Below are 26,992 nucleotides of genomic sequence, written 5' to 3' on the forward strand. Positions count from 1 at the left end.
GGGATCGCGTCTTCCTGCTGCGCGAATATGGCCCCAGCGTCAGGCGCTGGCCTGAACGTTCGCTGGGAAATCCTTCATGTTGAATCGGCCAACATTCGTTGATCTTTAATCAAAGGAGGCTAAATGATGGCAGTGCCGGTATGCGTGTGGGTGCGTTGATTGATTTCAGCCACCACCGCTTGCAGTTCAGCCAGCGGCACCGGACGGCTGAGCAGGTAGCCTTGAATGAAATCGCAGTCATGGCGCTTGAGAAAATCATACTGCTCGACGGTTTCGACGCCTTCGGTGACGACCTGTAAATGCAGGGCATGGGCCATGACGATAATGGCCTGGACGATTTCCATGTCCTGGGGCGTCCTGGGAATGTCCTGGATGAATGAACGGTCGATCTTCAGCGTATCGAGTGGCAGGCGCCTGAGGTAAGACAGGGACGAATAGCCGGTGCCGAAGTCGTCTATCGACAATGAGACTCCGAGGGCGCGAATCTGCCGCAGCAATACGAGGGTCTTGGGAAGGTCCCCCATCAGCGCATTTTCGGTCACTTCCAATTCCAGTCGCTGTGGCGCCACCCCGCTGGCGCGAAGGGCGTGTTCGATTTCGCCAGCCAGTTCCTCTCGCGCCAGGGTCAGGGGCGAGCAGTTCACTGCAATTCCAAGCGTTTCACAATCGTCGCAGGACAATGCGCCCAAGTCCTCGCAGGCTTTGCGCAGCACCCAGTTGTCCAGTTCGGCAATCAGGTCGTTGGCTTCCGCGATGGCAATAAATCGATCCGGCGTCAGCAATCCGTGTGCCGGATGTTGCCAGCGAACCAGTGCTTCAAGTTTGGTAACACGACCGATTTTAAGGTCATAGATCGGCTGGTAGTGCAGCATCAACCCGGTGTCTTTGCGCAGGGCGTAGCGCAGCTCTTCTTCAAGTTGCAACTCCAGGGTGGCGCGGGTCGTAAGGTGTGAGCTGAAAAAATGCAACCCGTTACGGCCGCCGTCCTTTGACTGATACAGCGCCAGGTCGGCGTTCTTCAGCAGTTCTTCGCTGGTTCTGCCGTCTTCCGGAAACAGGCTGATGCCGATGCTGGTGGTCATGACTACGCGCCGTCCGGACAAATCGATGGGCTCTTTCATTTTCGACATGATGCGCTGGGCCATCAGTCGCGCTTCTTCACGGTCGTGCAAGCTGGTGAGGAGGCAGAACTCGTCGCCTCCGAAACGTGCCACCACGTCATCATGGCCGCGCACCGAGGCCTTGATATAGCTCGCCAGAACTTTGAGAAGTTCGTCGCCGGCATCATGGCCAAGGCTGTCATTGATCCGTTTGAAGTGATCGATGTCGAGGAACATCACGGCCAGCATTCCGCCTTTCTGGGTTTTCTCGATGAGTTTTTCAGCAAAGATCTGGTTGAAGCCGCGGCGGTTGAGCAGATTGGTCAAGGGGTCGTAGTGGGCTACCTGTTGAAGCGACAGACGTGCCTGGTCCAGTTCGCTGACCAGCGTGTTGACCCGCTGCAGATCGTGCTCCTTGTGCTGCAGCTTCTTGTCCGCCAGTGCCGCACCGATACTGCTGCCGATGATCAGCAGTGTCATAAGCGCCACCGTCAGCCCGAGTCGCTGGTGATCGTTGCCGCCGGACAGCGATTGAAAGTTGCCCTCGGGAAGTACCAGGCTGAGCGCCGCCATGCCGGTGAAATGCATGCTGACAATACCGGCCCCGAGCACCAGGCTGGCAATATATTTAAGCTGTTTGTGGACGATGCCGGTGCCATCGCGCAGGTGACTGGCAATCAATAGGGCGGCCAGACTGGCACCGATGGCGATCAGGATGGAGAGCGCGAAGAGGGCCGGTTGGTAATAGATAGTTGCATTCGATCGCAGGGCGGCCATGCCCACGTAATGCATGATCGCGATGCCGAGGCCGATCCACACCGCCGCCTGCAGGTACTGCCGGAAACTCAGATCAGGGTGGCTGAGGGTATGCATGGCCAGCCATGAGGCGGTCAGGGCAAATAACAGCGAGAGCAGGGTGGTGGGCAGGTGATAATGGATTTCAATCGGCACCTGGAACGCCAACATGCTGATGAAATGCATGGACCAGATACCGCCCGCCAAACAGCCAGCGCCGACCCAGCGCCAGAGACGTCGGGACGCGGTTTTTTCCACGTTCCCGACCCGTTCGGTCATATCCAGCGTAGCGAAACTGGCCGTGCAGGCCACTAGATAGGCCAGCAACACCAGGAAAGGGTTATGGCTGCAATCGAGTATGACCTGCCCAGTTCCGGGCAGTTCGGTCATGAAATGTAAACCAAGCCACTCCATAGCACGTTTCGTCCCTTGGTAATCCTGGCCTGCGCGGTGGGTACTGGCGAACCCTGGTAATGTCGGCGGCGTTGCATAGCATCCAACGTAGCGTAGTAGCATTTTGGTTTCAGGGTTAGGTGGAGCGGTTGGAGCTTTGAAAAAACCTTCTTTGCAGATAACGGCTCCCATGGGCGGGTATCAGCCCTACGAATAGTTACAGACAGCATTGGCGGCCATGACTAGATTGTTGGTTCCGGGCTCGAACGCGTTGGCAATGAAGCCCAAGACAATAAAAAGAGACGGACCCATGCAGAACTCGACCCAAGCGGCGAATGCCTGGCGCATTCTGTTCCTGCTGTTCCTGGCCAACCTGTTCAATTTTTTCGACCGCACCATCCCGGCGATCATCATCGAACCGATCCGCATGGAGTGGAGCCTCAGCGACTTCCAGATCGGCATCATCGGTACCGCCTTCACCATCGTCTATGCCATCGCGGGCCTGCCATTGGGACGCATGGCCGATACCGGTTCGCGCAGCAAACTGATGGGCTGGGGCCTGGCGGCCTGGAGCGGGCTGACGGCGGTAAACGGCCTGGTGGGCAGTTTCTGGGCGTTCCTGGTGGTGCGCATGGGCGTGGGCATCGGTGAAGCCAGTTATGCGCCGGCGGCCAACTCGTTGATCGGCGATCTGTTCCCGGCGCACCGTCGGGCTCGGGCGATGGGCATTTTCATGCTGGGACTGCCGCTGGGCCTGCTGCTGGCGTTTTTTACCATTGGCGCGATGGTCAAGGCGTTCGACAGCTGGCGCGCGCCGTTCTTCATTGCGGCGGTGCCGGGCCTGGTGCTGGCGGTGTTCATGTTTTTCATCAAGGAACCCAAGCGCGGCGCGGCGGAAACCGTGGCGGTGTCCCAGGAAAAGGTCGACAAGCCGATTCGCCGGGTGCTGGCGATTCCAACCTTTCTCTGGCTGATCCTGGCGGGGTTGTGCTTCAACTTCGCCACCTATGCCTGCAACTCCTTCCTGGTGCCGATGCTGCAGCGTTATTTCGGGATGCCGCTGCACGAGGCGGCCGTGGCGACCGGGATCATGGTCGGCGTGACCGGGTTGTTCGGGCTGACCCTCGGCGGCTGGGTGGCCGACAAGATCCACCAGCGCGTGCCCAACGGCCGGCTGCTGTTCGCGGCATTCAGCCTGGCCATCTCCACGGTGACTACAGCGTGGGCGTTGCATGCCGGGCGCATCGAGATCGGCGTGTTCGTCGCGGTGTTCAGTGTCGGCTGGCTGTTTGCCTATAACTTCTACACCTGCGTCTACACCGCGATCCAGGACGTGGTGGAGCCGCGCCTGCGGGCCACGGCGATGGCGTTGTATTTCGCCGGGCTGTATCTGCTCGGCGGCGGCCTTGGGCCGGTGGTGGTCGGCGGCTTGTCCGACTACTTCGCCCACACGGCCATGGCGGTCGCAGGCGCCCCGCAAATGACCGAAGCGTTCAAGGCGATCGGCCTGCATGACGCGATGTACCTGATCCCGGTGGCGCTGCTGTTGACCATGGTGTTCCTGTTCCTGGCCTCTCGCTGCTTCGTGCGCGATGCCAAGCGGATGAAGGAAGGGATGAGCGCGGTGGTGGTGCCCGAAGGTGTCGTGGGGGCGGCCTAACTGGATTTTGTGGCGAGGGAGCTTGCTCCCGCTGGGCCGCGAAGCGGCCCCAAAAATTCCCCTGCTCACTCAGGATTTTGGGCCTGCTGCGCAGTCCAGCGGGAGCAAGCTCCCTCGCCACATAGGTCAGTGCCATCCGCACTAGCGAGTTTTTTCTTCTCGCCCGCGCAACAGGCAATCGGGCATTGCCAGCGCCGCCGCCAACCCCAGCAACGACACCGCCGCGCTGATCATCAGCAAATGCCGGAACGTCGCTTGCAGTTCCTCGCACAAGGCATCCCGTGCCGCGCCCGGCGCGGCGTTCAGGCCGTCGAGCAGCACGTTGCCGGAATGCCCTTCGCCGGTCACTGACGAACCGGCGAGCTGGGCAAAACCTGAATCCTGCAATAGCGCCAGCAGCAGCGCCGACATCAATGCCACGCCGACCGCGCCGCCCAGTGAGCGGAACAGGTTGGTGGTGCTGGTGGCCACGCCGATGTCCCGTTGCTGCACCGAATTCTGCGAACCCACCAGCGAGGTGGGAAATTGCATGCCGGACGCGATGCCGCCAAGCAGCATGAACAGGCTGCTAAGCCAGAATGCCGCGGGCGGGGTGAAGGCCATGCCGAGGATGGCGAACGGGAAGAGCAGGGCGCCACTGAGGATCATCGGTTTGTAGCGACCGGTGATCGAGGTGCGCCGTCCGGCGAAATAGGCGCCCATCGGCAGGCCCATCGCCAGTGGCAGCAGGTGCAGCGCGGCACTGTCGGCCCCGGCGCCGGTCACGCTCTGGAAGCGCAACGGCACCAGCACCGTCAGCGAGATCGCCTGGAAACTGGTGAAGAACACCGTGCACCAGCACAGCACCGCGCTGCGGTTGACGAACAGGTGCATGGGCAGCAACGGCTCCCGGGCGCGGCGCTCATGCCAGGCGAATACCCCCAGCACGACCACGGCGCCACCGAGCAGCCCGAGCACTTCGCGGCTGTGCCAGGCGTGACCCTGGCCCACCTGGGTGATGCCCAGCAGCAAGGCAGTCAGGCCGATGATCAGCAACACGGTGCCCAGGTAGTCGATGATGGGCGTGCGTTGCGGCACCGGCAGCCCCACCAGTGTGCGCCGGGCCACCAGCCAGGCGCCCAGGCCCAGCGGCAGGTTGATCCAGAACACCCAGCGCCAGGACAGGTATTCGGTCATGTAACCGCCCAGCACCGGCCCGGCGACGCTGGCCACCGCATACATGCTGCTGAAGTAGCCCTGGTAACGGCCACGTTCCCTGGGCGGGATGATGTCGCCGATGATCGCCTGGCTCACGGAAATCATCCCGCCAGCGCCGATGCCCTGGAAAATCCGCGCCAGTACCAGTTGTTGCATGTCCTGCGCCAGGCCGCAGAACAGCGAGGCGAGCGTGAACAGGCCCATGCCGAACAGCATCAATGGCCGCCTGCCGTACAGGTCGCCCAGCTTGCCGTAGATCGGCACCGCAACGGTCATCGCGACCATGTAGCCGGAGATCACCCAGGCCAGCAGGCTGACATCCTTGAATTGCGCGGAAATCGCCGGCATCGAGACGGCGACGATGGTCTGGTCCAACGCACCGAGGAAAATCGCCAGCATCAGCGCCACCAGCACGCTGCGAATGGCGGGTTGCGGGACATGAGGCGTATCGAGCTGATTCAAGGCTGGACCTGCGGGCATCGCGCCAGGGAGGCGAATAGACGGGAGCCCGCAGTTTAAATCGATAGTTGGCTATTCGATAGCCTCATAAGGAAGGCCGACATAGTTTTCCGCAATGGTTTTTCGACCGGCCTCGGAGTCGACGAAATACTCCAGCTCCGCTTCGCTGATGCGCTGGTTGAACGCATCGTCGTCGAAGCGATGCAGCATCGAAGTCATCCACCAGGAGAACCGTTCGGCCTTCCAGACCCGCCGCAGGCAAATGGCCGAATAGCGTTCCAGGAGGTCCACGCGACCGTCGCGATAGACCTTGAGCAAGATGTTGAACAACGTACTGACGTCGCTGGCGGCCAGGTTCAGTCCCTTGGCACCGGTGGGCGGGACGATGTGGGCGGCGTCGCCGACCAAAAACATCCGCCCGTACTGCATCGGTTCGACGACAAAACTGCGCAACGGCGCGATGCTTTTTTCGATGGACGGGCCGGTCACCAGCGCTTCGGCCAGGTCGGCGGGCAGGCGGTTTTTCAGCTCGCTCCAGAAACGCTCGTCCGGCCAGTCGGCTATTTGCTCCTCGGCGGGTACTTGCAGGTAATAGCGGGTGCGAGTTCTCGAGCGCATGCTGCACAGGGCAAAGCCGCGCTCATGGCGGGCGTAGATCAGCTCCTCATGGACCGGCGGGGTGTCGGCCAGGATGCCGAGCCAGCCGAACGGGTAGACGCGCTCGAAGACCTTGAGTTTTTCCGCCGGGATCGATTGCCGCGCGACGCCGTGGAAGCCGTCGCAGCCGGCCACGTAATCGCAGTCCAGACGCCAGGTTTCGCCCGCATGCTCGAAGGTCACGAAGGGCTGGTCGGTCTGCAGGTCGTGGGGCTGGGCGTTATCGACCTGGTACAGGGTCTGCGCGCCGCAGGCCTGGCGGGCAGCCATCAGGTCGCGGGTGACTTCGGTCTGGCCGTAGACCATGACGTTCTGGCCGCCGGTCAGTCCCTTCAGGTCAATGTGCACGCGCCGGCCATTGAGGACCAGCTCGAAGCCATCATGGGGCAGGCCTTCGGCATCCATGCGCTGGCCGACCCCGGCCTGGCGCAGCAACTGCACCATGCCTTGCTCAAGCACGCCGGCGCGGATGCGGCTGAGGACGTAGTCGGGTGTCTGGCGTTCCAGGATCAGGGTATCGATGCCCGCGTTGTGCAACAACTGGCCGAGCAGCAGTCCAGAGGGGCCGGCGCCGATAATGGCGACTTGGGTCTTGAGGGTTTTCATTGTTGTTATGACTCGCAAGAGCACGCGACCAGGGTCGGTGTTTATTATTAGTAATCCTGGCCTGCATTTTTCGCTTGCGAACCTGTCAATTGAAGGGGAAAACTGCGCTGAAACCTGTACTTTCTGCCAATCGGTGCGATTACCGCCCGTAACCCGAGGCCAACCCTCGTATGAAGAAAACCGAGCTGCCTTCGATACCGGTGTTCAAGCTCTACGGCGAGAGCCAGGATTGGCCGACGCCGGACCTGCTGCATTGCGAAACCATTTCCACGCGCAGCAGCGAACACCAGTGGGAAATCAAACCCCATCGGCATGCGGACCTGTGTCAGTTGCTGTTTATCTACAAAGGCCAGGCCGAACTGGAAATAGAAGGCCAGCGCACCCGGCTCGACGAGCCGGCCGTGCAGATCCTGCCGCCCTTGTCAGTGCACGGCTTTCGCTTTTCCGAGGATGTGCAAGGTTACGTGGTTACCCTGGCGGCGCCGCTGGTGACGCATCTGCAAGGGCAGCTCGGGCATTCGGTGAATGTCCTGGCCCAGGCCGAAGCCTACCCGGCCGGCGAAAACGCCGACTACCTCAACAGCCTTTTCAGCGCCTTGCAGGCGGAATATGTTGGCCACGAACCGGCCCGGGAGATGCTGATGCATGCACTGGTCAGCGTGATCATGGTCTGGGTCAGTCGCCAGGTAATGGACAGGCGTACCTCGTCGCAGCGCCCGCAACGGGCCCGGGAATATCTCAACGGGTTCATCCAACTGGTGGAGGAAACCTATCGCCAGCACGTCAAGGTCGAAGACCTGGCGCATCGCCTGGGCATCTCGGTATCGCACCTCAACGGCACCTGTCGCGAGCTGGCCGGGCAACCGGCGTTGCAGATCATGCACGAGCGTCAGCTGCTGGAGGCCAAGCGGCTGCTGACCTACACCGGCATGACCATCTACGAGATCTCCGAACTGCTCGGCTTTTCCGACCCGACCAACTTCACCCGGCTGTTTCGCCGGCGTGTCGGCATTTCGCCCAAGGCCTTCCGCGACCGGCTCAAGACCGATCAGCAGGACGACTGAAACCGCTTCAGCGCAGAGCGTTCAGGGATGCGTTGTGCGGTATGCAGCGTTCGAAGTTGCAGCTGGCGTATTCACGGGGCAACTGCCTGGCCTGTTCGACCCGATAAGCCGCGGTGCCATACAGCGCTAGCGTGGCCGTGCAGGTGACAAAAATGGCGAGGCGTCTTCTTGTTTTGATGTTCATGGCGATGACCTCTGAACGAATACCCGGGGGTACTGTTTTCAGCATAGGTCAGCCATAGCGAGTTGCCAGTCGGGCGGGTCCTGTGTGTAGCGCGGTATTCAGAATGCTTATAGATTCCCTGTGGGAGCGAGCTTGCTCGCGATGAGGGCGGTACATCCAGCATCCATGCAAGCTGATACGCCGCCATCGCGAGCAAGCTCGCTCCCACAGGAGATAAGGGGGCTTTCGGGCAGCTATTCCAAATGCTCAGGCTTCATCGGATCACCCGGCTTGACGTCGAGCTGGTGCCGCACGTCTTCGAACATCTCGTCGTAATACTTGTGCATCGAGCCGATGCTGGCGGTCTTCGGCATGCCGTACTGCTGGGCGATGCGCGTGGCGTGGCGGGCGAAGTCGAAGGCCTGGTCCTTGGCCAGGAAAAACGTCTCGTCCACGCTCTTGTCTTCCACCGTGCCGTGTAGCCGGAACGACATGCCCGTTCCTTCCTCGGGATCCTGGGTCACCTCGTAATCGATGCACAGGTTGTAGCTGTAGTCGTCCTTGTTCAGCGCATGGCGTTCCATGTGCAGGTGACCGGGTTGGAACGTGGCCATAAGGGTCTCTCCTTCGAAGGCGTGGAGAACGGCAGACACCGCGCCTGCCGTATAAGTTTTGTGGTTACCGATAAACAATCCCCGGCGTTGCCGTGCTGATGCGCGTGCCGGCGGTGCCCTGGACGATAGCCTCGATGTCCGACAGCGACCCGATCACCGCGACCTTGCCGTTGTGGCGGGCGAATTCGCAGGCGGCTTGCACCTTGGGCCCCATGGACCCGGCGGCGAAGCCCAGTTTTTCCATCTCGTCGGGGTGAGCCTGGGCGATGGCTTTCTGGGTCGGCTTGCCAAAGTCGATGAAAGCGGCGTTGACGTCCGTGGCGATGACCAGCAGATCGCTTTCCAGCTGTTCGGCCAAGAGTGCCGAACACAGGTCCTTGTCGATCACCGCTTCGACGCCTTGCAGGTTGCCGTCGGCGTCGTACATCGTCGGGATGCCGCCACCGCCGGCACAGATCACGATGCTGCCTTTTTCCAGCAGCCACTTGATCGGACGGATTTCAAAGATGCGCCGGGGCCGTGGGCTGGCGACCACCCGGCGGAACTTGTCGCCGTCGGCGGCAATCGCCCAGCCTTTTTCTGCGGCCAGTTGCTGCGCCTCTTCCCGGCTGTAGACCGGACCGATGGGCTTGGTCGGGTTCTGGAAAGCCGGGTCGTTGGCGTCCACTTCGACTTGGGTCAAAAGCGTGGCGAAGGGCACTTCGAAGTCCAGCAGGTTGCCCAGTTCCTGTTCGATGATGTAGCCGATCATGCCTTCGGTTTCGGCGCCCAGCACGTCCAGCGGATACGGCGTGACCGAGGTGTAGGCCGCCGCCTGCAACGACAACAGGCCGACCTGCGGGCCGTTGCCGTGGGCGATGACCAACTGGTTGCCGGGATGGATCCTGGCGATCTGTTCGGTCGCGGTGCGGATGTTGCTGCGTTGATTGTCGGCGGTCATGGGTTCACCCCGACGCAGGAGGGCATTTCCGCCCAGGGCAACGACGATGCGCATGGTGCTGTCCTTTCAAGTCAGCCCGTGTGGGAGCGAGCCTGCTCGCGAAGGCGGGGTATCAGTCAGCGTTGACTTGTCTGACCTATCGCTTTCGCGAGCAGGCTCGCTCCCACAAGGGATGTATCGTTTGTTTTAGATATCCGCCAACGCCGCCACCAGGATCGCCTTGATGGTGTGCATGCGGTTCTCCGCCTGTTCGAAGGCGATGTTGGCCGGGGATTCGAAGACGTCCTCGGTCACTTCCACGCCGTTGGCCAGGTTCGGATAACGCGCGGCGATGTCCTTGCCGACCTTGGTTTCACTGTTATGAAAGGCCGGCAGGCAGTGCATGAATTTCACCCGCGGATTGCCCGAGGCTTTCATCATTTGCGCGTTGACCTGATAGGGCAGCAGCTGCTGGATGCGCTCGTCCCAGGCCTCCACCGGCTCGCCCATGGAGACCCAGATATCGGTATGGATGAAGTCCACGCCCTTGACCGCTTCTTCCGGGTCTTCGGTGATGGTGATCCGTGCACCGCTTTGGGCGGCGAAGGCCTGGCACTGGTCGATGAAGTCCTGATGCGGCCACAGGGCTTTCGGCGCGCCGATGCGCACGTCCATGCCCAGCTTGGCGCCGATCATCAGCAGCGAGTTGCCCATGTTGTAGCGCGCATCGCCCAGGTAGGCGTAGCTGATGTCATGCAGCGGCTTGTCGCTGTGCTCGCGCATGGTCAGGGTGTCGGCGATCATTTGCGTGGGGTGGAATTCGGCGGTCAGGCCGTTGAACACCGGCACGCCGGCGAACTTGGCGAGTTCCTCGACGATCTCCTGCTCGAAGCCCCGGTATTCGATGGCGTCGAACATCCGCCCCAGCACGCGGGCGGTGTCCTTCATGCTTTCCTTGTGGCCGATCTGTGACGAAACCGGGTCGATGTAGGTGACGTGGGCGCCCTGGTCATGGGCCGCGACTTCGAAGGCGCAACGCGTGCGGGTCGAGGTTTTCTCGAAGATCAGCGCGATGTTCTTGCCTTTGAGGTGCGGTTGCTCGGTGCCGGTGTACTTGGCGCGCTTGAGGTCGCGGGACAGGTCGAGCAAAAAGTGCAGCTCGCGGTGGGTGTGGTGCATCAAGCTCAGCAGGCTGCGGTTGCGCATATTAAAAGCCATGATGGATCTCCTTGGGTGTCGGTTATCCCCTGGGCCGTTTTCGATAAAACGACCCAGGCTCAGAGGTCAGTAGTCGATAGGGTCGCGGACGATCGGGCAGGTCATGCAATGGCCGCCGCCACGGCCACGACCGAGTTCGCCGGCGCTGATGGTGATGACCTCCACCCCGGCCTTGCGCAGCAGGGTATTGGTGTAGGTATTGCGGTCGTAGCCAATGACCACGCCCGGCTCGAGGGCGACCACGTTGTTGCCGTCGTCCCATTGCTCGCGTTCGGCGGCGAAGCTGTTGCCACCGGTTTCCACGATCCGCAGCGCGGGCAGCTTGAGGGCGCTGGCGACGGTACTGAGGAAGCTGCCTTCCTCGCGCCGCACGTCGATGCCGCCGGGTTTGCTCTCGTCCGGGCGCAGCGAAAACGCGACGATCTGGCTGACGACTTCAGGGAAAATCGTCACCAGGTCGCGGTCACAGAAACTGAACACGGTGTCCAGGTGCATCGCTGCGCGGGAACGTGGCAGCCCCGCGACAATCACCCGCTCGACGGCGTTGTGCTTGAACAGGTTCAGTGCCAGTTGACCGATGGCCTGGCGCGACGAGCGTTCACCCATGCCGATCAATACCACGCCATTGCCGATGGGCATTACGTCGCCGCCTTCGAGGGTGGCGTTGCCGTGGTCCAGGTCCGGGTCGCCGTACCAGATCTGGAAATCGGCTTGGGTAAACTCGGGATGAAATCGGTAGATGGCGGTGGTGAGCAAGGTTTCCTGGCGGCGGGCCGGCCAATACATCGGGTTCAGCGTCACGCCGCCGTAGATCCAGCAGGTGGTGTCGCGAGTGAACTGGGTGTTGGGCAGCGGCGGCAGGATGAAGCTGGAGTGCCCGAGAAAGTCGCGGAACATCTGGATGGTCTTGCCGCCGAAGCTGTCCGGCAGGTCATCGGCCGAGACGCCGCCGATCAGGTATTCGGCGATCTTGCGTGGCTCCAGGCTGCGCAACCAGGCGCCCACTTCATGCACCAGGCCCAGGCCCACGGAGTTGGCGGTGATCTTGCGATGCAGGATCCAGTCGAGCGCTTCGGGGATGGCGACGATGTCGGTCAGCAGGTTGTGCATCTCCAGCACGTCGATACCGCGTTCACGCATCTTGGTGACGAAATCGAAGTGATCGCGCTTGGCCTGGTTGACCCACAGCACGTCATCGAACAGCAGTTCGTCGCAGTTGTTCGGCGTCAGCCGCTGGTGGGCGAGGCCTGGTGAGCAGACCATGACTTTGCGCAGTTTGCCGGCTTCGGAATGGACGCCGTATTTCACTTTTTCCGTGGTCATTACAAATCCTCCAGATGAAACGGTCAGCCGGCTACAGGCTCAGGAAGCCGTCATAAAGGCCGTAGGCAGCCACCAGGGCACCGACCACCACGGCGGTAAAAATCAGCTTCTCGACCGAGGTGAAAACCGGTTTGCCCAGTTCGCGCTTGGCCTTGGCGAACAGGATCGCGCCGGGGGCGTAGAGCAGGGCGGAGAGCAGCAGGTACTTGATCCCGCCGGCATACAGCAGCCACATCGCGTAGATCAGCGCGATGGCCCCGATGACCAGGTCCTTGCGGCGTTCGGCCAGGGCGTTCTGATAGGTCTCGCCGCGTACCGCCAACAGCACCGCGTAGGCGGCCGACCACAAATACGGCACCAGGATCATCGAAGTGGCGAGGTAGATCAGCGACAAGTAGGTGCTGGCGGAAAACAACGTGACGATCAGGAACAGCTGGACCATCGCGTTGGTCAGCCACAGCGCGTTGGCCGGGACATGATTGGCGTTTTCCCAGCGCAGGAAGGCCGGCATGGTGTGATCCTTGGCGGCGGCAAACATGATCTCGGCGCACAGCAAGACCCAGGACAGCAGGGCACCGAGCAGCGAGATAACCAGGCCGACGCTGATCAGCACAGCGCCCCAGTGACCGACCACGTGCTCGAGTACGGCGGCCATGGACGGATTCTGCAGCTTCGCCAGTTCAGGTTGGGTCATGATGCCCAGCGAGAGCACGTTCACCAGTACCAGCAACAACAGCACCGTGATGAAGCCGATGACCGTGGCCTTGCCGACGTCGCTGCGTTTTTCGGCGCGGGCCGAGAAAATGCTCGCGCCTTCGATGCCGATGAACACCCACACGGTGACCAGCATCATGTGTCGCACCTGATCCATCACGCTGCCCAGGTCCGGGTTTTTCCAGCCCCAGATATCGGCGGTAAAAATATCCAGCTTGAAGGCGAACACCGCGATCAGCACGAACAGCAGCAGCGGCACGACCTTGGCGACGGTGGTCACCAGGTTGACGAACGCCGCTTCCTTGATGCCCCGCAGTACCAGGAAGTGCACGGCCCACAGCAACAGCGATGCGCCAATCACTGCCGCCACGGTGTTGCCTTCGCCAAACACCGGGAAGAAATAGCCCAGGGTGCTGAACAACAAGACGAAATAGCCGACGTTGCCGAGCCAGGCGCTGATCCAGTAACCCCAGGCCGAGGAAAACCCCATGTAGTCGCCAAACCCGGCCTTGGCGTAGGCGTACACGCCGCCGTCCAGATCGGGTTTGCGATTGGTCAGGGTCTGGAACACGAATGCTAGGGTCAACATGCCGACTGCGGTGATTGCCCAGCCGATCAATACGGCGCCGACATCGGCGCTGGCGGCCATGTTCTGCGGCAGGGAAAAGATCCCGCCGCCAATCATCGAACCCACTACCAGCGCAACCAGCGCGCCCAGTCGAAGTTTTCCGGGGGTATCGGACATTGCAGGACTCTCATGCGAAGGAGAGTCAACAGCCTAAGTCGATTCAAGGGGGCGACAGCTGATCTGGGTCAGTTCAACCGCGAAGCATGAGCTGAAAGGGCTGGATGCAAAACCTGTGGGAGCGAGCTTGCTCGCGAAGGCGGTGTGTCAGTCGATTGAGATGTCGGATGTGCCGGCCTCTTCGCGAGCAGGCTCGCTCCCACAGTGATTCTTTGTAGGTCGTGGGATTTGCCTTTGTCAAAAATCCAATGTGGGAGCGAGCCTGCTCGCGAAGGCGGTGTGTCAGTCGATTGAGATGTTGGATTGCCGGCCTCTTCGCGAGCAGGCTCGCTCCCACAGTGATTCTTTGTAGGTCGTGGGATTTGCCTTTGTCAAAAATCCAATGTGGGAGCGAGCCTGCTCGCGAAGGCGATCGAACGATCACCACTGAGGGCGATGTGCGCCCAGTTCGGTGGCCGGCAGGGCCCACTGCAACGGCGTGCCGGTGATTTTCAGCGGCACCTGCAAGCGGTGAGCCGGGCCCCAGGGCGTTTGTTCCACCAGCAGTCCCTGGTCGGCCTCGTCTTCGGGGCGCAACGCAGCCCCATCGCCGGCGCCACCCTCGATCAAAAGTTTCGCCGTGCGGGCCAGCGACAAGCGTGCCGAACCGCCACGGCCATCGGCCAAGCGCCCAGCCAGCAGTACGATCGCGCTGGCCGCCATCAGGTAGCCGGTGCCGTGGTCCAGCGCTTGAACGGGCAACGGCGTCGGTTTGTCTGTCTGTTTCCAGGCCATGCCGGCCTCGGCGATGCCGCTGCTCATCTGCACCAGGCTGTCGAAGCCGCGCCGGTGTTGCCAGGAGCCGCTCCAGCCGTAGGCGTTGAGGCTGACGTCGATCAGCCCTGGCGCCAGTTGGCGGCGTTGTGCGGCGCCGTAGCCCAGGCCTTCGAGCGCGTCGGCGCGATAGCCGTGCAGGAGGATGTCGGCGTCCTTGAGCAATGCTTCGAACGTCGCGCGGTCGGCGGGCTGATGCAGATCGAGGCGGGCGCAGCGTTTGCCGAGGGTAACTTCCGGAACCGCGCCGGGTTCGTTCCAGGTCGGCGGGTCGATACGCAGCACATCGGCGCCCAGCCCGGCCAAAAAGCGGCTGGCAATCGGACCGGCCAGCACGCGGGTCAGGTCAAGCACCTTCAAGCCCGCCAGCGGCTGGGCGACGGAGCCGAGCCAGGGTTCAAGCGGAACTGCACTCATGTCATCGAAGTGAACAAGCGGTTCGGCGTTCACCGCCAAACCTTGCGGATGGGCCTGCCACGCCTGCCAGGAACGCATCTGTGCGGCGCAACCACCGGCGTCGACCACGGCCTGTTCCAGTTCGGCCTTGTTCCAACGGACAACTTTGCTCGCCATGTCGGCGCGGTCGGTGCAGGTACCGAGGACCTTGTCCGCGGCAAGACGATGATGCGGTGCGTTGGTATGCAGGCGGATCCAGCCGTCGGCGGTGGCGTAGTCGCCAGCCACCGGGTCCCACAGCGGCGGTACGCTCCAGCCGACGGGCCGCAGGGACGTGGCGAACCAGAACGAGGCCAGGCGCCGGTCGACTTCAAGCGTCGGCAGGCGGCCGGTCTGCTGATGAATGAGTTCGGCGGCGGCTTGACCGGCCGTGGCGATGCTGGCGCAGGCCAACTCGGTAACCCCGAAGGCAGAGGGTAGAGCGCCTTCGCCAGTGAAGGGGATCGGAGTCGTGGGCAAACCGAGGGCGGTTTGCATGGATGTGAGCAGATCTGACATCGAAAGCCCTCCAGGCGAGAGAGCGATCATAGTTCAAAATTGCGTAGGGGGCCGCTTCGCGCCCCAGCGGGAGCAAGCTCCCTCGCCACGAGTTTCCGGGCGTGACCAGATCCACAGGTTGCCCAGGCCCATGCCGGCCATGGCCAGGTACATCGGCCAGCCGTGGGCAAGCATCAGCCACATCATTGCGGCACAACCGAGCATGCTGATCGTGGCGCCGACCTTGGCCCGGCGCGGGATGACCTTGCCGTTGCGCCAGTTGTGCAGCATCGGCCCGAACAACCGATGGTGCTCCAGCCAGGCGCTCAGACGCGGTGAACTGCGGGTCGCGGCCCAGGCGGCGAGCAGGATGAACTCGGTGGTCGGCAGGCCGGGCACGACCAAGGCGATGAGGCCGATGGCCAGGCTGGTGTAGGCGAGCAGGGCGAAGAGCAGTTGGCTGGGTTTTTGGGGACGGTTCATGGGGATTTTCTGATCATGTGCAAAATCCCTGTGGGAGCGAGCCTGCTCGCGAAGGCGGTGTGTCAGCCGACAGTTGCGGCGGATGATCTGCTGTCTTCGCGAGCAGGCTCGCTCCCACCAAGGCCCAGAGAAGAGTTTTCAGGCCAACTCGGCCGCATAGGCGTGTTCCAGCAACACGGTAAACCGGTTGAAGGCCTCCAGCGCGCCTTTGTCCGCCTCGGCTTCCTGCTGTTCGGTGAAGGCCAGGCCGTCGAGGGTCCGGGTGAAGGTTTTCCAGCCTTCGGCACGGCCGCCCGCCGGCTCTGCCAGGTGCCGGGCGCCGAAGGTTTCGTTCATTCCCAGGGCCACGGCACGCTTGATCAGGAACGCGGCGCCGAGCTTCGAGCCCTCGGAAACGAACAGCCAGCCCAGCGCTTCGGCCTGGCTAGGGTTTTTTACCGCACCGGCCACCGGCGCGGGCACTTCGGTGTCCAGGTCCGCGAGATCCGCCTTGGCCGCTTCGGCGCGGCAGCGGGCCGGCAGGTCGGGTATCAGGGCAGCCAGTTGCGCGTCGTTGTACAGCGCCACCAGTTCTGACTGGAACAGGTACTGGGCGACGACGAAGCGCGCGTAGCTGGCCTGGGTTTCGAATGGGGCGTGGGCCTTGACCAGGGCGTCGAGCTTGCCGTGGGGCTCGTGGGTGATCTGGTTCAGGCGCTGGGAGCGTAGGACGGGGCGTGGGGTGGTCATGAAAAATTCCTTGAAGTGAATACATCGTGGCGAGGGAGCTTGCTCCCGCTCGGCCGGGCTGGCGCTCCAGTGCGCAGCGACCGTTAGATCTTGGGGGCGCTTCGCACCCCAGCGGGAGCAAGCTCCCTCGCCACGGATGGCTTTTTGCCTGGAACCGAATCAGATATCCCAGACCAGGTTGACCGCGAAGTTGCGCCCCGGCGCCGTCAGGCGATCGAGGTTGGCCGGGCTCAGCACCGCCGCTTCGCCGACGCTGTCGTAGCCGCGCACGTCATCCCACAGCCAGTACTTCTTGTCGGTGAGGTTGTAGAGGCCGCCGCTGACGGTGACGTCGTGAGTCACCTTGTAGTAGCCGCTCAGGTCGAGAATGCCGAAGCCCGGCGTCTTGAACTGGCCGCTGACGCCGTCGGGCGAATTGAAGTTGCTGTCGTCGACGCGGTTTTTCTTCTGGACCAGGGTCCAGCTGAGCAAGGTGCCGAACTGCTCCTGGTCGTAGCCCAGGCCGAACACACCGGTAAGCGGGTTGATGCTGTTGAGCGGCTCGCCCGTGTCGTTGTTGCGGCCATACAGGTAGGCCACCGAGCCTTGGGTGTAGAGGCCTTTTGGCGCACCGAACACGTCCAGGTCCAGGCGTCCCTTGGCTTCGATGCCCTTGATGGTGGCGTGCTTGATGTTGTTGCTCTGGAAGGTCAACTGGTCGGCGCCGGGGGTGATGGCGTCTTCGTTGATGAAGTCGCGGTACTTGTTGTAGAACACCGCCACGTCGAACGATCCGGAGTCGAAACGACCGCGCAGGCCGGTTTCGTAGCTTTTGCTTTTTTCCGGTTCCAGGTCGGGATTGGGTTCCACGCTGTAGCCCACGCCGGCGTTATCGAAACGTCCGTACAAGGCCTTGGCGGTCGGGGTGCGGAACCCTTCGGCGTACTGGCCGTACCAGGTGTACTGGTCGGTCAGGGCATAGGTCAGGCCGAACTTCGGCGAGACGCGATGCCAGTTCTTGTCCTCGCCACTCACCGTACCGCCGTTGGTGGGGTCCACGGTGCGCAGAAACTCCTCGGTCAGGCGTGGCTTGAGCCGGGTGTAGTCGTAGCGCAGCGCCGGCGTGAAGGTCCATTTGTCCCAGCTGATCTGGTCCTGGGCGAAAACGCTGTAGGTGTTGATGGTCGGGTCCGGGAAGTCGCTGGCTTTTGCCAATACGTCCCGGGTGCTGATGGCGCCGATGGCGGGGCAGCCCACGCCGATCGCCAGGCACACGCCGTTGCCGCTGCGTGAGCCGGTGACTTTCTGATGCTTGAGCGTGGTGCCGTAGGTCAGTGTGTGATCGGTGTCGCCCAAGCCGAATGACTTGTCCGCCTGCGCGTCGAAGACCCACTGTTTTTCTTCATAGAGCGTTTCACGGGTGCGCAACACCCGGCGGGTGATCGGGAAATAGAACTCGGCGGTGGGCTGGTCGGTCTTGGCGATCTGGTGGTTGAGGCTCCACTTGATGTTGTCGGCCAGCAGGCTGTCGAGGGCGAAGCTGTGCTCCAGGCCGAAACGCTCGCGGGTAATCGTATCGTTACCGGTGCGCCACTGGTACATGCCGCCGGGCAGGATGGAGCCGGGAATGGCTGGTTGGCCGTTGGCATAGGGCCCGCCGTAGGCGCTTTTCAGGTCGACGTCGCGATCGTTCTTGTACTTCTCGTACACAAGGCTCAGGCGTGCGTCATCGCTGTAGTCCCGGCCGAGTTTGGCCAGCACGTTGTTGGCGCACACGTCTTCTGGGTTGGCGGCGGTGCGGTCCAGGCCGGTGCCGTTGTTGCTGCCGTAGGATTCGGTCTCGTGGCCGTCGCGCTGGCTGTAATGCAACAACCCGTCGAACGGCCCGCTGCGGCCGGCGACGGTGGCGGATTTGAGCCAGCTCTCATCGACGGAGCTGTAGCCGGTCTTGAGACGCGCGCCGACGTCCTTGCCGGGCTTGATGATGTCGTCCGGATCGAGGGTGAAATAACTGACGACACCACCGATCGCGTTGCTGCCGTACAGCACCGAGGCCGGGCCGCGCAGAATCTCCACGCGCTTGATGATTTCCGGGTCGACGTAGTTGCGTTGGGTCTTGGCGTACGGGCCGTTGAAGAAACCGCCGGGGATTTCCACGCCGTCGACCTGGGTCAGGATCCGGTTGCCGTCGATGCCGCGGATGTTGTAACCGCTGATGCCGCCGCGCTGGCCCGCGCCGCCCACCGACACGCCGGGCTCATAGCGCACCAGGTCCTTGATGGTGTTGACGTTGTTGCGGTCCAGCTCCTGGCGATCATGAATCGAAACGGTGCTCGGTACGCTGGCGATGTCTTGTTCCTGGCGGGTGGCGCTGATGGTCACCTGTTGCAACTCCAGCGCGCTGCCGGCGCTGCGCTTTTCCAGGACGATGTTGTTATTGCCCAGTTTGCGGTAGCTCAGGTTGGTCCCCACCAACAGGCGCTCCAGGGCTTTTTCCGGCGGCAGCGAGCCGTTCACCCCCGGCGAGGCGACGCCTTCGGCCAGCTCTGCCGGCAGCCCCACCTGCCAGCCGGTGACGGCGGTAAATGCGTTCAGGGCGGAAACCAGTGGTTGCCGGGCGATGCTGAAGGTGTAGTCGCCCATGTTGCGCGCTGGCGGTTGCTCGGCGATGGCAGCCAGGGCCGCCGACGCGGTGCCGGCCATCAGGATGGCGGCGGTCAGCAGTGACAGCGTGCAAGAAGGGGCAAGAAACCGGCAAGTAAGGCGAGAGGACATCGATAGCGCTCCGTGTCGCATCTGTTATAGGTGCAGATTGCATCGCGAGATGCGAATCAGTTGCATTGGCTATAACGAGACGAACCAGCGGAAGCTATCGAGTAAAAATAATTCTCATTCAGTTCAGGATTACCAGCGCCGGGAATTCCTGGAGGCGGGCAGAGGTGATATGGGCCAGGGAACGCACCACGTCCAGCGGCTGGTCGAGGCGATAGTTACCTGTCACTGCCACGCCGGCCAACTGCTGGTTGTTGTTGATGATCCAGCCCGGGTAGTAGCGTCGCAACTCCGCCAGTACCTGGCCCAGCGGCCGATTCTCAAACACCAGCCGACCCTGGACCCACGCCAGGTCCGTGCCGACATCGAGGCGTGCCGGGCGGTCGAAGCCGTTGGGACCAATGCGGATGCTTTCTCCTGCCGACAAGCGGACATGGGCATCGTAGCGGGTCGCACGCAGGTCGACATCGCCGCGCTGCACCTGGACCTGAGCGACGCCGTCCAGGTAACGCACCGCAAACGTGGTGTCGCTGACACTGGCGGTGACCGGCCCGGCGTCGATCTCCAACGGCACATTGCGACTGGCCGGCACCTCGAAAAAAGCCTCGCCCTTGTAGAGGCGGGCCACGTGCCGCTGTTCGTCGAAGGAACTGGAAAACGCCGAGTCGGTATTCAGCAGGACCTTGGAACCATCTTCCAGTTGCAGCCGCTGGCGCTCACCGACCACGGTCAGGTGATCGGCCTGCAATTGCAGGGGCAGGTCGCTGAAATTGAACAACCCGAGCAACAGTACGGCGGCGGTGGCCAGGGGTTTCCAATGGGCTCGAAGACGCGACAGCGCGGTGGCCTTGGGGCGGGCCTGGAGCTGCCGGGCGCTTTCGATGATCTGCGGGCCGTTCCAGATCGCCTGGGCTCTGGAAAACGCTTCGCCATGACGCGGATCTGCCGCCAGCCAGGCCTGGAACTGTCGGGTCTGTTCATCGCTGGGGCTGTCGAGCAGGACCAGCCAATCCAGCGCCTGGTCAATGGCGTGGGCGGTGTCCTGTGCCGCAGCGGCTTCAGGGGAGCGATGGTTGTCCGTCACGGTGGTTCCTCGGCAGTGTCTGTGCACGGCTGCTTGTAATCAGGCGACCAAGACTAGCAGGCTCGTCGGCCAACGCAATCGGCGCGGTCGTTGGCCGCCAGTGTCCTTCAGACTCAATCGGCGCCCAGCCGTTCGGCCACGCCCACGCAAATCGCCATGATCAATTTCAGTTCTTTCTGCACGGTGCTCAGCGACACGCCCAAGCGTTCGGCGATGTCCTGGTAACTGTGGCCATGCAGGCGGTTGAGGATGAAGATCTGCTGTTGGCGCGGGCTCAGCGACTGCAGGCTGAGGTTGAGTTGTTCGAGTAACCGGCCGGCATGGGCGGCATCCTCGGCGCTGCTTTGCGGGGCGATGACGTTGTTCACCACATCCATCGGCACGTCGTCCAGCAGCGTGCGTGACTGGATGCGTCGCGCGCGCAAATGGTCGAGCGCCAGGTTGCGGGCGGTCTGGAAGACGAAGGGTTCGAGATGCTCGACCGTGCGCTCGTTCAGGGCGCGGGTGACGCGCAGGTAGGTTTCCTGAAGCAGGTCTTCGGCGGTGCTGGGGTTGTTGACCATGCGTTCGAGGGTGCGCAGCAGCGGCAGGCGCTGGGCGAGGAAAACCTGATGGAAGCGTGATTGGCTCACGATAGGGCTCGGTCCGGTTCGAGTAGATGATAATGCTTATCATCTACTCGAAAGGTCAAGCCTTCATTTGGTGCTCAAGGTTGCACCACCGCGCCCGGCACCAGCGGTAATTCCAGGGTGGCGATGAATCCGCCGTCGGGGTGGTTCGCCAATCCCAGGGTTCCGCCATGCCGTTCCGCCGCACGGCGCGCGATCGCCAGGCCGAGACCATGCCCGGGGGCGGTCTGGCCGGGAGCGCGATAAAACGGTTCGCTCAACTGGCCCAGGTGTTCCGCCTCTACGCCGGGGCCGTGGTCGTGAACGCTGATCATTATCCACTCCCCTTGGCGCGCGGCACGCATCTCGATGGGCTGCCCGGCAGGGTTGAAGCGCTGGGCATTGCGCAGGAGATTGTCCACCGCCCGTTCGATCATGGTGGGCCAGCCCTTGAGTGTCAGTTGCGGCTCGGCTTCCAGGCGCACGTGTTGCTCCGGTGAAGCCAGCTGGGCGTCTTTTTGCAGGTTCTCCAGCAAACCGTTGAGGTCGACTTCCTCGGCGCTGGCGTTGTCGGCGTCGACCCGGGCCAACACCAGGATTTCGCTGATCAATGCTTCCAGGCGGTCACATTCGCGTGTCAGGCGCGGCCAGAGTTTTTCACGCTCGGCGGGGCTCGCCCGCTCCGCCAGCGCCAGGGCGATGCGCAGCCGGGCCAGGGGCGAGCGCAGCTCATGGGAAACATCGCGCAGCAATTGGCGCTGGCTGGCGATCAGGCTTTGCAGGCGCGCACCCATGCGATTGAAGTCAGTGGCCAGTACGCCGAATTCGTCCCGGCGGTTGGCCAGTTTGGCGAGGCTGTTCTGCTGGTACGTGGCTTGGCCGAGGTCATGCACCGCGCCGCGCAGGCGGCTCAGCGGGCGGGTGATGGAGAGGGTCACCAACAGGCTGAACAAGGTCAGTACCACCAGCGCAATGGCCAGGGCGCTAAGGGGCCAGAGCAGGCTGTCGCGGTGCCAGGCGTCCAGTTCGGGATGGGGGATGCGGTAGATGAACAGGTAGGTGTCGCCGGTCTTGGCGCTGGTGAACTCGTCAGTCAAGCGCCGCCAGGGGAGGCGTCGGTCGTCGTTGTTCTGGCGCGCCTCGAAAGCCGCGGCGCGATGGGGAAAGGTGCCGCGCACCACCGGGTCGCCGCTCTCGTTGAGCACCTGGACGTCGATGTGATACTTGCGCTTGCGCTGTTGCAGGATGTCTTGCGCAGCCTCTTCGCCCTGGCTTTCGTAGGATTGTGTCCATTCTTCGGCCAGGGTGTTGAGCCCTGGATGGCGGCTGAGGATCCAGGCGTCCTGGTTCAGCATGTGGCCCATGAGGATCGAAAGCCCCGCGACCAGGGCGATGGCCAGCCAGAAACTGGCCAGGATGCGCCAGAACAGTGAACGCACGGATTTATCCTCGAAAACCAGGAAAGCCCAACGGCGGCATGCCGTTGGGCTGGGGGTGCTTCAGCGCATTATTGCGCTTTTTGCGGTTGTTGCGCTTTCCAGGCTTTGAATTCGGCCCACTCGGCCCGACGTTCGGCGCGTTTTTTCTGGATGGCGTCAAACTCTTTCTGCTGCTCGGGCTTCAGCAAGCCACGGATCTGGGCATCGACTTTCTGATGCCGCGCTTCCATTTCGTCCTGCATGGCTTTCTGGTCGGCTGGCGACAGCTTGGCCAGGTACTTGCCGACCAGTTCGCGTTGCTCATGGCGCTGTTCACCCATGATCCGGCGAATCTGCTCGCGTTGTTCGCGGGTCAGGTCCAGTTGGCTGTAGGGGCCTTTATCGTGCATCTGGCCACCGTGACGCGGACCGTCCATCGGGCCCATAGGCCCCGGGCCTTCGGGCATGGCCATGGCCACGGTCGGCAGGGCGGCGGCGAACATCAGAGCGGTAAGGGTCTTGCGCATGGTGTCTCTCCTTGTCTCGTTCCCGGTCAGTTCCGGATGTGTGCAGATTACAAAGATCAAGGTCAGCGGCGGTCAGGGGTGGGTAAAGCTTGGGTAAAGACGGTTTGGTGCGAACCTGACAAATTTGCAGGGTCGAACACGAAGCCCTGTGATGGGGGTACTTGCTGTGGCGAGGGCGCCTTTGTGGCGAGGGAGCTTGCTCCCGCTCGGTTGCGCAGCAACCGCAGAATCTTGGGGCTACTTCGTAGCCCAGCGGGAGCAAGCTCCCTCGCCACAAAAGCCTCTAGAGGCTGAGAGAAGCCGCACTCTTCAGAGGCTGTAGTAGTAGCCCCGGCTACGCAGGGCGACGATGCGCGGGCGGCCGTCGGGGTGGGGACCGATCTTCTTGCGCAGGTTGCTAACGTGCATGTCGAGGCTGCGATCGTACAAGGTCAGCTTGCGGCCCAAGGCAATCTGCGCCAGTTCCTGCTTGTCCAGCGGCTCACCGGGCTGCTTGAGCAGTGCTTCGAGCAGGCGGCTTTCGGAGACGGTGAGGGTCTGTTCCTGTTCATCGATGCTGACCACGCCACGCACCGGACTGAAGGTCAGGTCACCCAGTTCGATCTGGCTGGAAACCGCGGCGGGATGGCTGCGGCGCAACACGGCGCGCAGGCGGGCGGTCAGCTCTCGTGGATCGCAAGGCTTGGCCAGGTAATCGTCAGCCCCCAGCTCCAGGCCAAGGATGCGATCCAGCGGTTCGCCGCGGGCCGAGAGCATCAGCACCGGCAATTCCGGGTGATCGTTGCGCAACTGCTTGAGCAGTTCCAGGCCGCTGCCGTCGGGCAGCATCACATCCAGCACCACCGCCGCCGGGGCGGTTTCGGCCAGGGCCTTGCGGGCGCTCTGGCCATCGTGGCAAGCGCGGACCTGGAAACCTTCCTGGCCCAGCCAACTGCCGAGGAGCTCACACAGCTCCTGGTCATCATCAATCAGTAACAGCTCGCTCATGACTCACTCAATTTAGCCATTGCCGACGTTGTCTACGTCCACCGCTGGCAAAGATACCGCAGAGCAGGGCCAATAGCGCTACCCCGGCGCCGACGACGAACCACTGTTGCTGTTCGGTCAGCAGGCGCGGCAGCGGGCTGGACTGGGCTTCCTTGAGTTGCAACTTCAGGCGCTGGTTCTCCTGGCGCAGCCGTCCCACCAGCGCGCTCTCGCGTTCGCCGTTGGTGTTCTGCAGTTGCTGGGTGAGTGCTTCACGCATGCGCTCGCTGTCTTTCAGGCGCTGCTGCAATTCGGCGATCTGGCCGCCCGCGCTCAGGGACAAGGGCGCCGAATGAGCAGCCTCGGTGCTCTCCTCGCCGTGGGCGGGGGCTCCAATCGCCAACGAGACCAACAACAGGCACAACCGACCTTTGCGCATTGCAACTCCTGAATTCCAATCGAGATTGAGCAGATTAGACAGGTTGTCGGCAGGCTGACGAGAACAATGAGCAATTGAGCGCAATGAGCCAGGAAGACTCATCGCGTCCGGGGGTTATGGCAGGACTTGCTTGAACGGCTTGACCACGACATCGGCGTAGACGCCGGCCGCCACGAACGGGTCGGCCTTGGCCCACGCCTGTGCGGCGGCCAGGGAGTCGAACTCGGCCACGATCAGACTGCCGGTAAAACCCGCGGCGCCCGGATCATTACTGTCCACCGCCGGGTGCGGGCCGGCCAGCACGATGCGGCCTTCGGCCTTTAGCTGCTGCAGGCGCTCAAGATGCTCCGGGCGCGCGGCCAGGCGTTTTTCCAGGGAGTCGGCGACGTCGGTGGCAATGATTGCGTAGAGCATGTCAGTCCTCGGTTTTTGGCGTGGTGGGTTCGGCATCGTGCAGGTGACGGGACAGGTAGATGCCCTGGCCGATCAGGAACAGCAAGGTCATGCCCAGGCTGCCGAAGACCTTGAAGTCGACCCAGTATTGCTGGAACGTGAACGCAACGAACAGGTTGGCGGCCCCGCAGAACAGGAAGAAGGCGATCCAGGCGATGTTCAATCGGGTCCAGATCGCGTCCGGCAGGCTCAGCGCGTGGCCCATGATGCGTTTGATCAGCAGGCGATCGCCGACGAAGTGGCTGCCGATGAAGGCCAGGGCGAACAGCCAGTTGACCACCGGGGCTTTCCATTTGAGGAAGGTCTCGCTGTGGAAGGCCAGGGTCAGGCTGCCGAACACCAGGCAGGCGATCAGCGTCAGCCACTGGCTCTTCTCCAGCTTGCGCTGGGACACGAACAGCGCGCCGTAGACCACCAGGGAGCTGATGATCAGCACCGCGGTGGCGCTGTAGATACCGCCTACAGTCAAGGAGTGGCCGGCGATGTCGACGGTCCGTGGATCAAGTTTGTAGACGATGAAAAACAGCAGGAGCGGGATGAAATCGATGAATTGTTTCACAGTGGCAGCCAGAAGCAGGATGTGGCGGCATAATAACAAACATCCTTGGCCGCGATAGGGCCAGCTGATTTGAGGTAACAAAGTCTCGTGAATGTTGATTTGCACTGCCATAGCACGGCCTCCGATGGCGCCCTGGCGCCTGCGGTTCTGGTGGCGCGGGCGTTCGAGCACGGCGTGCGAGTCCTGGCCCTGACCGATCACGACACCCTCGAAGGTCTCGACGAAGCGCGTAGCGCCGCCACCGCGCTGGGCATGCAACTGGTCAACGGCGTCGAACTGTCCTGCACTTGGGGCGGGGCGACCATCCACGTGCTGGGCTATGGCTTCGATGTGAATGCACCGTCACTGGTCCAGGCCATTGCCGAGTTGCGTGACGGTCGCTGGCTGCGCTCCGAGGAGATCAGCCGCAAACTGGCCCTCAAGGGCATGCCCGGCGCGCTGGAAGGCGCCCGGCAGGTCCAGCAGGAACTGGGTGACAGCGGCAACGCCCCGGCCCGGCCGCACTTTGCCGACTGGATGGTGCGCGAGGGCTTCGTCAAGGACCGCGCCGAAGCCTTCCGAAAATGGCTGGGGGCCGGCAAGCTGGGGGACGTCAAGCAGCACTGGCCCACCCTGGAAGAAACGGTCGAGACTCTGCGGGCCGCCGGGGCTTGGGTCAGCCTGGCGCATCCCTGGCATTATGAATTCACCCGCAGCAAGCGCCGCCGCCTGATAGCCGACTATATTCAAGCAGGGGGCCATGCCATCGAAGTGGTCAATGGCCATCAGCCGGCCGAGCAGGTCGGCAGCCTGGCGATCCTCGCCCGGGAGTTTGGCCTGCTGGTGACCGCCGGGAGTGATTTCCACGGCCCGGGAGGCTGGTCCGAGATTGGCGAATACCGCCCGTTGCCGGAAGATCTGCCACCACTATGGTGTAGATTCAAACATGATCCCGTTATCGCCGCCGTCTGAACAGGTAGAACACGTGAGTCAATTTTTCCAGATTCATCCGGAAAACCCGCAAGCGCGCCTGATCAAACAGGCTGTGGAAATCATCCGTGGCGGTGGCGTCGTGGTCTATCCCACCGACTCGTCCTACGCCATTGGTTGCCAGATCGGCGATAAAAACGCGGTCGAGCGGGTAAGACGCTTGCGTCAGCTGGATGACAAGCACAACTTCGCGCTCATTTGCAGCGACCTCTCGCAGTTGGGCTTGTTCGCCAAGATCGACACCGGCACTTTCCGCCTGCTCAAGGCCCATCTGCCGGGCCCCTATACCTTTATCCTGAATGCCACCCGGGAAGTCCCGCGGCTGTTGCTGCACCCAAAGAAGCGCACCATCGGGCTGCGGGTGCCGAGCCATCCCATTGCCCTGGCGCTGCTGGCGGAACTCGGTGAGCCGTTGATGAGCGTGACGCTGATCATGCCCGGCGAGACCGATCCGCTGACCGACCCCTATGAAATGCGCCAACTGCTGGAGCATCAGGTCGACCTGATCATCGACGGCGGTTACGGCGGCATGAAGGCGTCCACGGTGATCAACCTGGCCGACGGCGAACCGCAAGTGGTACGCGTCGGCTGCGGCGATCCGACGCCGTTCATGGTCGAGGCCTGAATGTCGGT

At 62.5% G+C, this 26,992-nt stretch carries 25 protein-coding genes; 4 read left to right on the forward strand and 21 right to left on the reverse strand.

What is annotated here, in order from left to right; all coding sequences use genetic code 11:
* Nucleotides 1–119: 119 nt before the first annotated feature.
* Nucleotides 120–2,309, reverse strand: coding sequence for a putative bifunctional diguanylate cyclase/phosphodiesterase (locus tag J3P94_RS07010; protein ID WP_434572269.1), 2,190 nt, complete (start codon nucleotides 2,307–2,309; stop codon nucleotides 120–122).
* 289 nt (nucleotides 2,310–2,598) lie between these two features.
* Here J3P94_RS07010 and J3P94_RS07015 point away from each other — a divergent pair, with 289 nt between their 5' ends.
* Entirely contained in the window at nucleotides 2,599–3,948 is a 1,350-nt protein-coding gene (locus J3P94_RS07015) for a spinster family MFS transporter (protein ID WP_434572271.1), read from the forward strand.
* Nucleotides 3,949–4,089: 141 nt separating this feature from the next.
* Here the strand turns inward: J3P94_RS07015 and J3P94_RS07020 are convergent, their stop codons facing one another.
* Together J3P94_RS07020 and pobA are read right to left on the reverse strand one after the other, a co-directional pair.
* Nucleotides 4,090–5,625, reverse strand: coding sequence for an MDR family MFS transporter (locus J3P94_RS07020; RefSeq protein WP_434572273.1), 1,536 nt, complete (start codon nucleotides 5,623–5,625; stop codon nucleotides 4,090–4,092).
* A gap of 51 nt (nucleotides 5,626–5,676) precedes the next feature.
* Nucleotides 5,677–6,867 (reverse strand): 4-hydroxybenzoate 3-monooxygenase, encoded by a 1,191-nt coding sequence (gene pobA / locus J3P94_RS07025; protein WP_434572275.1) that lies wholly within the window; start codon nucleotides 6,865–6,867, stop codon nucleotides 5,677–5,679.
* 170 nt (nucleotides 6,868–7,037) lie between these two features.
* Here pobA and J3P94_RS07030 point away from each other — a divergent pair, with 170 nt between their 5' ends.
* Complete coding sequence (locus J3P94_RS07030) at nucleotides 7,038–7,931, forward strand: helix-turn-helix domain-containing protein (protein ID WP_434572277.1); 894 nt, start codon at nucleotides 7,038–7,040, stop codon at nucleotides 7,929–7,931.
* Nucleotides 7,932–7,938: 7 nt separating this feature from the next.
* Here J3P94_RS07030 and J3P94_RS07035 read toward each other — a convergent pair whose 3' ends face one another.
* From J3P94_RS07035 to J3P94_RS07120, 18 genes are all read right to left on the reverse strand, one after another.
* Nucleotides 7,939–8,115: a hypothetical protein gene (locus tag J3P94_RS07035; protein WP_305499247.1), complete on the reverse strand. Its 177-nt coding sequence runs from the start codon at nucleotides 8,113–8,115 to the stop codon at nucleotides 7,939–7,941.
* A gap of 233 nt (nucleotides 8,116–8,348) precedes the next feature.
* Nucleotides 8,349–8,708, reverse strand: coding sequence for a DUF5064 family protein (locus J3P94_RS07040; protein WP_434572279.1), 360 nt, complete (start codon nucleotides 8,706–8,708; stop codon nucleotides 8,349–8,351).
* A gap of 64 nt (nucleotides 8,709–8,772) precedes the next feature.
* On the reverse strand, nucleotides 8,773–9,702 hold the full coding sequence (arcC, locus tag J3P94_RS07045) for a carbamate kinase (protein WP_434572281.1): 930 nt from the start codon (nucleotides 9,700–9,702) through the stop codon (nucleotides 8,773–8,775).
* A gap of 132 nt (nucleotides 9,703–9,834) precedes the next feature.
* The gene (locus tag J3P94_RS07050) at nucleotides 9,835–10,845 is read right to left on the reverse strand and encodes an ornithine carbamoyltransferase (protein ID WP_434572282.1); all 1,011 of its coding nucleotides are present in this window, start codon (nucleotides 10,843–10,845) and stop codon (nucleotides 9,835–9,837) included.
* A 66-nt stretch (nucleotides 10,846–10,911) separates the two neighbouring features.
* Complete coding sequence (gene arcA, locus J3P94_RS07055; RefSeq protein ID WP_434572284.1) at nucleotides 10,912–12,168, reverse strand: arginine deiminase; 1,257 nt, start codon at nucleotides 12,166–12,168, stop codon at nucleotides 10,912–10,914.
* A 31-nt stretch (nucleotides 12,169–12,199) separates the two neighbouring features.
* The gene (gene arcD, locus J3P94_RS07060) at nucleotides 12,200–13,627 is read right to left on the reverse strand and encodes an arginine-ornithine antiporter (protein WP_434572286.1); all 1,428 of its coding nucleotides are present in this window, start codon (nucleotides 13,625–13,627) and stop codon (nucleotides 12,200–12,202) included.
* A gap of 420 nt (nucleotides 13,628–14,047) precedes the next feature.
* Nucleotides 14,048–15,394: a CoA transferase gene (locus J3P94_RS07065; protein WP_434572288.1), complete on the reverse strand. Its 1,347-nt coding sequence runs from the start codon at nucleotides 15,392–15,394 to the stop codon at nucleotides 14,048–14,050.
* A 33-nt stretch (nucleotides 15,395–15,427) separates the two neighbouring features.
* Nucleotides 15,428–15,856, reverse strand: a complete 429-nt coding sequence (locus tag J3P94_RS07070; protein ID WP_434572290.1) for a YbaN family protein — start codon at nucleotides 15,854–15,856, stop codon at nucleotides 15,428–15,430.
* Nucleotides 15,857–15,994: 138 nt separating this feature from the next.
* Complete coding sequence (locus tag J3P94_RS07075; RefSeq protein ID WP_434572292.1) at nucleotides 15,995–16,585, reverse strand: biliverdin-producing heme oxygenase; 591 nt, start codon at nucleotides 16,583–16,585, stop codon at nucleotides 15,995–15,997.
* A 159-nt stretch (nucleotides 16,586–16,744) separates the two neighbouring features.
* On the reverse strand, nucleotides 16,745–19,339 hold the full coding sequence (locus J3P94_RS07080) for a TonB-dependent receptor (RefSeq protein WP_434572294.1): 2,595 nt from the start codon (nucleotides 19,337–19,339) through the stop codon (nucleotides 16,745–16,747).
* Nucleotides 19,340–19,457: 118 nt separating this feature from the next.
* Entirely contained in the window at nucleotides 19,458–20,420 is a 963-nt protein-coding gene (locus J3P94_RS07085; protein ID WP_434572296.1) for a FecR family protein, read from the reverse strand.
* A gap of 113 nt (nucleotides 20,421–20,533) precedes the next feature.
* Complete coding sequence (locus J3P94_RS07090; RefSeq protein ID WP_434572297.1) at nucleotides 20,534–21,052, reverse strand: RNA polymerase sigma factor; 519 nt, start codon at nucleotides 21,050–21,052, stop codon at nucleotides 20,534–20,536.
* Between the two features lie 74 nt (nucleotides 21,053–21,126).
* Complete coding sequence (locus J3P94_RS07095; RefSeq protein ID WP_434572299.1) at nucleotides 21,127–22,467, reverse strand: ATP-binding protein; 1,341 nt, start codon at nucleotides 22,465–22,467, stop codon at nucleotides 21,127–21,129.
* A gap of 68 nt (nucleotides 22,468–22,535) precedes the next feature.
* Complete coding sequence (locus J3P94_RS07100; protein WP_434572300.1) at nucleotides 22,536–22,973, reverse strand: Spy/CpxP family protein refolding chaperone; 438 nt, start codon at nucleotides 22,971–22,973, stop codon at nucleotides 22,536–22,538.
* 309 nt (nucleotides 22,974–23,282) lie between these two features.
* The gene (locus J3P94_RS07105; RefSeq protein ID WP_025215146.1) at nucleotides 23,283–23,960 is read right to left on the reverse strand and encodes a response regulator transcription factor; all 678 of its coding nucleotides are present in this window, start codon (nucleotides 23,958–23,960) and stop codon (nucleotides 23,283–23,285) included.
* 7 nt (nucleotides 23,961–23,967) lie between these two features.
* The gene (locus tag J3P94_RS07110; protein ID WP_434572302.1) at nucleotides 23,968–24,378 is read right to left on the reverse strand and encodes a translation initiation factor 2; all 411 of its coding nucleotides are present in this window, start codon (nucleotides 24,376–24,378) and stop codon (nucleotides 23,968–23,970) included.
* Between the two features lie 114 nt (nucleotides 24,379–24,492).
* Nucleotides 24,493–24,792, reverse strand: coding sequence for a YciI family protein (locus J3P94_RS07115; protein WP_434572304.1), 300 nt, complete (start codon nucleotides 24,790–24,792; stop codon nucleotides 24,493–24,495).
* A gap of 1 nt (nucleotide 24,793) precedes the next feature.
* Nucleotides 24,794–25,390, reverse strand: a complete 597-nt coding sequence (locus J3P94_RS07120) for a septation protein A (protein ID WP_434572305.1) — start codon at nucleotides 25,388–25,390, stop codon at nucleotides 24,794–24,796.
* A gap of 87 nt (nucleotides 25,391–25,477) precedes the next feature.
* On the opposite strand from J3P94_RS07120, the gene J3P94_RS07125 reads away from it, so the two are divergent.
* Both J3P94_RS07125 and J3P94_RS07130 read left to right on the forward strand, forming a co-directional pair.
* Nucleotides 25,478–26,341: a PHP domain-containing protein gene (locus J3P94_RS07125; RefSeq protein ID WP_434572306.1), complete on the forward strand. Its 864-nt coding sequence runs from the start codon at nucleotides 25,478–25,480 to the stop codon at nucleotides 26,339–26,341.
* Nucleotides 26,342–26,354: 13 nt separating this feature from the next.
* A complete protein-coding gene (locus tag J3P94_RS07130; RefSeq protein ID WP_305499273.1) occupies nucleotides 26,355–26,984 on the forward strand; it encodes an L-threonylcarbamoyladenylate synthase in 630 nt (209 codons plus the stop codon).
* Nucleotides 26,985–26,992: the final 8 nt, after the last annotated feature.

Source organism: Pseudomonas sp. Z3-8, assembly GCF_051131975.1.
In the GTDB taxonomy this organism is placed as follows: domain Bacteria; phylum Pseudomonadota; class Gammaproteobacteria; order Pseudomonadales; family Pseudomonadaceae; genus Aquipseudomonas.

Excerpts from the sequence above, each read along its gene's own strand:
- J3P94_RS07010 (WP_434572269.1), bottom strand. The coding sequence starts at position 2,309 with ATGGAGTGGCTTGGTTTACATTTCATGACCGAACTGCCCGGAACTGGG.
- J3P94_RS07015 (WP_434572271.1), top strand. The coding sequence starts at position 2,599 with ATGCAGAACTCGACCCAAGCGGCGAATGCCTGGCGCATTCTGTTCCTG.
- J3P94_RS07020 (WP_434572273.1), bottom strand. The coding sequence starts at position 5,625 with ATGCCCGCAGGTCCAGCCTTGAATCAGCTCGATACGCCTCATGTCCCG.
- pobA (WP_434572275.1), bottom strand. The coding sequence starts at position 6,867 with ATGAAAACCCTCAAGACCCAAGTCGCCATTATCGGCGCCGGCCCCTCT.
- J3P94_RS07030 (WP_434572277.1), top strand. The coding sequence starts at position 7,038 with ATGAAGAAAACCGAGCTGCCTTCGATACCGGTGTTCAAGCTCTACGGC.
- J3P94_RS07035 (WP_305499247.1), bottom strand. The coding sequence starts at position 8,115 with ATGAACATCAAAACAAGAAGACGCCTCGCCATTTTTGTCACCTGCACG.
- J3P94_RS07040 (WP_434572279.1), bottom strand. The coding sequence starts at position 8,708 with ATGGCCACGTTCCAACCCGGTCACCTGCACATGGAACGCCATGCGCTG.
- arcC (WP_434572281.1), bottom strand. The coding sequence starts at position 9,702 with ATGCGCATCGTCGTTGCCCTGGGCGGAAATGCCCTCCTGCGTCGGGGT.
- J3P94_RS07050 (WP_434572282.1), bottom strand. The coding sequence starts at position 10,845 with ATGGCTTTTAATATGCGCAACCGCAGCCTGCTGAGCTTGATGCACCAC.
- arcA (WP_434572284.1), bottom strand. The coding sequence starts at position 12,168 with ATGACCACGGAAAAAGTGAAATACGGCGTCCATTCCGAAGCCGGCAAA.
- arcD (WP_434572286.1), bottom strand. The coding sequence starts at position 13,627 with ATGTCCGATACCCCCGGAAAACTTCGACTGGGCGCGCTGGTTGCGCTG.
- J3P94_RS07065 (WP_434572288.1), bottom strand. The coding sequence starts at position 15,394 with ATGTCAGATCTGCTCACATCCATGCAAACCGCCCTCGGTTTGCCCACG.
- J3P94_RS07070 (WP_434572290.1), bottom strand. The coding sequence starts at position 15,856 with ATGAACCGTCCCCAAAAACCCAGCCAACTGCTCTTCGCCCTGCTCGCC.
- J3P94_RS07075 (WP_434572292.1), bottom strand. The coding sequence starts at position 16,585 with ATGACCACCCCACGCCCCGTCCTACGCTCCCAGCGCCTGAACCAGATC.
- J3P94_RS07080 (WP_434572294.1), bottom strand. The coding sequence starts at position 19,339 with ATGTCCTCTCGCCTTACTTGCCGGTTTCTTGCCCCTTCTTGCACGCTG.
- J3P94_RS07100 (WP_434572300.1), bottom strand. The coding sequence starts at position 22,973 with ATGCGCAAGACCCTTACCGCTCTGATGTTCGCCGCCGCCCTGCCGACC.
- J3P94_RS07105 (WP_025215146.1), bottom strand. The coding sequence starts at position 23,960 with ATGAGCGAGCTGTTACTGATTGATGATGACCAGGAGCTGTGTGAGCTC.
- J3P94_RS07110 (WP_434572302.1), bottom strand. The coding sequence starts at position 24,378 with ATGCGCAAAGGTCGGTTGTGCCTGTTGTTGGTCTCGTTGGCGATTGGA.
- J3P94_RS07115 (WP_434572304.1), bottom strand. The coding sequence starts at position 24,792 with ATGCTCTACGCAATCATTGCCACCGACGTCGCCGACTCCCTGGAAAAA.